This is a genomic window from Pseudomonadota bacterium (assembly GCA_026388275.1).
In the GTDB taxonomy this organism is placed as follows: domain Bacteria; phylum Desulfobacterota; class Syntrophorhabdia; order Syntrophorhabdales; family Syntrophorhabdaceae; genus JAPLKB01.
In genome coordinates this window covers 1-4,032 of sequence record JAPLKB010000005.1, presented here as the reverse complement: position 1 = coordinate 4,032, position 4,032 = coordinate 1, and the positions used below count along the sequence as shown (strand labels likewise).

The 4,032-nt window shown below is 42.4% G+C and carries 4 protein-coding genes and 1 pseudogene; 3 read left to right on the top strand and 2 right to left on the bottom strand.

What is annotated here, in order from left to right; translation table 11 throughout:
* Window positions 1-351: hypothetical protein (locus NT010_00805; protein ID MCX5804593.1), on the bottom strand; the 351-nt coding region annotated here is incomplete at its 3' end.
* A 372-nt stretch (window positions 352-723) separates the two neighbouring features.
* Here NT010_00805 and NT010_00800 point away from each other — a divergent pair.
* The 3 genes from NT010_00800 to NT010_00790 all read left to right on the top strand — a co-directional run bounded on the left by NT010_00800 (window position 724) and on the right by NT010_00790 (window position 3,353).
* The gene (locus tag NT010_00800) at window positions 724-1,062 is read left to right on the top strand and encodes a TraR/DksA C4-type zinc finger protein (GenBank protein ID MCX5804592.1); all 339 of its coding nucleotides are present in this window, start codon (window positions 724-726) and stop codon (window positions 1,060-1,062) included.
* A 195-nt stretch (window positions 1,063-1,257) separates the two neighbouring features.
* On the top strand, window positions 1,258-1,719 hold the full coding sequence (locus tag NT010_00795) for a hypothetical protein (GenBank protein ID MCX5804591.1): 462 nt from the start codon (window positions 1,258-1,260) through the stop codon (window positions 1,717-1,719).
* A gap of 119 nt (window positions 1,720-1,838) precedes the next feature.
* Window positions 1,839-3,353, top strand: coding sequence for a sigma-70 family RNA polymerase sigma factor (locus NT010_00790; protein ID MCX5804590.1), 1,515 nt, complete (start codon window positions 1,839-1,841; stop codon window positions 3,351-3,353).
* Window positions 3,354-3,370: 17 nt separating this feature from the next.
* Here the strand turns inward: NT010_00790 and NT010_00785 are convergent.
* Window positions 3,371-3,898, bottom strand: a pseudogene (locus NT010_00785) (methyl-accepting chemotaxis protein).
* Window positions 3,899-4,032 lie beyond the last annotated feature (134 nt).

Genomic DNA, 4,032 nt, shown 5'->3' with positions numbered 1-4,032 from the left:
TCCCTGCCGGTATATCTCGGCCGATTCACTGCGTACCTCCTGTATATAGAGATTCTTTTTCAGATGTGGCACTCTTATTACACACAGACCGGAACTTCTGCCGAAGAAGGTTACATCTGCAATGACAACAACGGGTTGCGGAGTATTGTGACGATTCTTTACCGGAACATTGTGTATGCGTTCCCTTATCCAGTCTTTACTTTTCCTGTGCTTTGCTGAGAGCTGAGCGATTGTTTGCCGCCGATAAACATACTCTTGCCAGAGAATGTTTTCTATCCTGTTTTTGTTGGCATTATTTTGAAACTGTCTGTTACAGACCATACAGCGGTATCGTCTTCTGTTGTGTTGCATACCTTTCTTTTGGGTGTGCTTAGAGCCGCAATAAGGACAGTTTTTTTACCCATTTTCTCAGCCCCTTGAGTTTTTGATGGTATAGATCGTTGATAGTATAGCATTTAGAGGCTATTTTCGGCCCTTAAAAATCGTATTAAGCCAAAAATGCTTATTGAAATGTTGTTTCTACATCGCTGTCACATTATGCGCCATTCCAAACAGCATTCCCCTGTTTTATTCTCTATGTTTAATTGGCTGAGTGGGTGACTTACTCCCACTTTTAAGCCATGCAAGTCATATGAACTGCCTGCGGAATGCCCGGTAATTGTTGAAATAATGGGGACCAATGATTATATTTACTCATGAGATACTTGAGTTGAGGGGGATCCTATGAATAGATCGGAACAGATGGGGAAAATTAGCGAGCGGTTGCTTAAGAAACGTGATGAAGTCTTCGAGGCTCATAGACTCAGCGATGAAGCACGGCTTATCTTGTCAGAGCACGATATCGAACCCGAAGATGCAGCGCAGAAGGAGACTATTGCCAATGTTCTGGCAATACTGGATGAAATAGAGCAGAAAGAGATCCAGGCTATAAACAGGGCACTGGCGAGGATGGAACTCGGGGAATACGGCTCCTGTGAGGTTTGTGGAAAAGGAATCGAGGTGGAGCGCCTTGAGGCAATTCCCTGGACATCTGTCTGCAGTAAACATGCAAGAACAGAATAAAGGGGCTGTAAGACAATAATAAAAACCAACAGATTGTTTCATATCATTTTTATAGGATTTGTGCTATAATTAGCTTTATTAACATTGCAACTGCTCATCAATTACCTTACATCGAACTGGTCATTTGCTATTTTATGAAAATAACCAGAATCCAGGGGCTTCTGCCAGACGCTCCCAACAGAAAAGAGAGTTATTATGGCTTCCGGACGAAAATTCCATGTTTTGGTTGTAGACAACGGCGAAGACATGGTAACAACAACCACCGCAATGCTTGAACAATTGGGCTATAGCGCCCAGGCCGAGACAGCGAGCCTGGCAGGGTTGAGAACTTTTTCTCAGGACCCCGACAAATTTGACCTTGCTATCGTTGAACCTGCTATGCCAGGGCAAACAGGGCCGGAGCTTGACGTCCTCGGGAGTATGAGAAGAGGCTCTCCCGTTACACCTGAGCTAACAGGACTGGAGCTTGCAGTGCGCTTCAGGCGCATAAAACAAGGTTTTCCGGTCCTGCTTTATACGGGACACGTCGAGCCACCTTTGGCAGAAGAGATCAGAGCTGCAGGGCTTGGAGAGGCCATTCTTAAACCACTGGGCATGAAAGAACTGGGAGAAGCGGTAAGAGAAGGGCTACACCTATATTCTTCCAGTATACACTGATATCATTGATATCATATCTTTCTCAAGGCAGGCGTTAGTCATCAAAGAACCGAGGGGTCTTCCCTAATTGGAATGCCCTTTCCCAGCAAAAAGGTATTTTTATTTTTTGGAGCTAATTAATGATAATAAAGAATTCCACTGAAATTAAGCAGTTGATGGACTTAGGAATGGATAAGGGTTACCTTACGTCCGATGAAATTAACGACTCCCTTCCTCAAAACATCTTTTCTCCTGAAGATATCAAAAGCGTATTCGACTTTCTTTCAGAATCTGATATCGATATAGTCGAAACAATACAAGAAAAGATTGAATCACATGAAGAAGAAAGTGCCGACTGGGGAGAGGTTGAAAAAGTACCTTTAGAAAAAACCGATAATATAATCTGGGCATATTTAAAGGATATCGGGCGTGTATCGCTCCTTACACGCGATGAAGAACAACAGATAGGAAAAAAGATAGAAAAAGGTGAAAGCAATACAAGGAACATCTTGTTTGAACTGCCCCAGGCAGTAGATGAACTCCTTCATATAGGTCAGCAACTAAAGGAAGAGACCATAAACATAGTAGATGTCATAAAAAATATCGATGAAATGAACTATACAGAAAAAGAAGATATTAAATATAGAAAGAAAACCATATCCTACATAAAAGACATAAAAAGTCTTCATGATAAAAAGGAAGAAATAAAGAATAAACTGCAGGGAGCAGATGAACCGGGCAGAAAGGAGCTTACTAATGATTTGCAGAGGGTCAAAGACAAGACAGAAGAAATCCTGCTTAATCTCAAACTCAACAAGAAGATTCTTGCAAAAATCATCAAGAGGATCGCACATCAGATGGAGTTCATGGATTACAGCAAGGCAAGGATCATAAAACATAAATTGGCAGAACTCAGCGAAATTGACAACAAACTAAAGATTGTCAAAGATAGACTTGTTCAGGCGAATCTGAGACTTGTCGTTAATATTGCCAAGAGACACATGAACAGAGGGCTTTCCTTTCTCGATCTTATACAGGAAGGGAACATGGGTATTATGAAGGCTGCTGAAAAATATGATTATCAGAGAGGCTACAAGTTTTCTACATACTCAACGTGGTGGATAAGGCAGGCTATGACAAGGGCAATCGCAGATTACGGACGGACTATAAGGGTGCCGGTACATATACTCGAAAACACGAATAAGATCAGCAAGGCTTCTGTAGCCCTCTTACAGGAGTTGGGGAGAGAACCGAATCTCGAAGAAATTTCATTGAAAGCCGGACTTCCCCTGGAGAAAGTCAGGAAGATCAAGAATATTGCCAATGGAACCGTATCAATCGAAACCCCGATCGGAGAAGATGAATCAAAACTCGGTGATTTTATTGCGGATCCAAAAGCCTCTTCACCTTTTACGGAACTTGTAGGCGCATCTCTCAAACAAGAGGTAGACAAAGTTTTGTCAACCCTTACTCCGAGAGAAGAAAAGGTTGTCAGGATGAGGCTCGGCATCGGTGAGAAGACCGATTCTACATTAGAAGAAGTGGGTGATGTCTTTGGACTTACCCGTGAACGTATTCGTCAGATTGAGGCCAAGGCCTTTAGAAAGCTGCAACACCCGACAAGGCGAAAGAGACTGGAGATCTTTCAGGAATAAACAAGCTGTACTAAGTATTATTTTATCCTGAACTGTTTAATCATTGTTTCAAGCGCTTCTGCCACCCTCGCAACTTCAAGCGCTGCCGGCATGGTTTCATTTATCTTTTTTGAAGTATTGTTCATAACATGCGAGACCTGCTGAATATTATCAGCCGTCTGGTTGGTCGTCATGTTCTCCTCTTCAACAGCCACTGCAATCTGGTTTATCTGAATATTTACAGTATCTATCTGGTTTAAAATATTATTCAGGAATTCTTTTGACTTGCCAGCCCTTTCCATTCCTATTTCAACTTCCCTTACACCTTCTTCAATGGATTCAACGATACCCTTTGTTTCAGATTGCATAGCGGTAATTGTAGTTGAGATTTCTCTGGTAGCTTCTGTTGTTCTTTCCGCAAGCTTGCGCACTTCGTCAGCAACAACCGCAAAGCCTCTGCCGTGTTCCCCTGCGCGGGCAGCTTCGATAGCAGCATTCAACGCAAGAAGGTTTGTCTGGTCGGCAATGTCATTAATGAATCTCACCACTTCTCCCACCTGGTCAGATACTGTCATTAATGTCAAGCCCAAAACTCTCCTTTTTTAGTTTTTTTATCATACATCACGATATGGTACTTTACCCTTATATACAGCATGTGCGATAAGAAGCAATTTTCTCATTGCAGCAATAACGGCCAGTT

Bases quoted from the DNA above. Each gene is read 5' to 3' on its own strand.
- NT010_00800 (MCX5804592.1), top strand. From the start codon at position 724: ATGAATAGATCGGAACAGATGGGGAAAATTAGCGAGCGGTTGCTTAAG.
- NT010_00795 (MCX5804591.1), top strand. From the start codon at position 1,258: ATGGCTTCCGGACGAAAATTCCATGTTTTGGTTGTAGACAACGGCGAA.
- NT010_00790 (MCX5804590.1), top strand. From the start codon at position 1,839: ATGATAATAAAGAATTCCACTGAAATTAAGCAGTTGATGGACTTAGGA.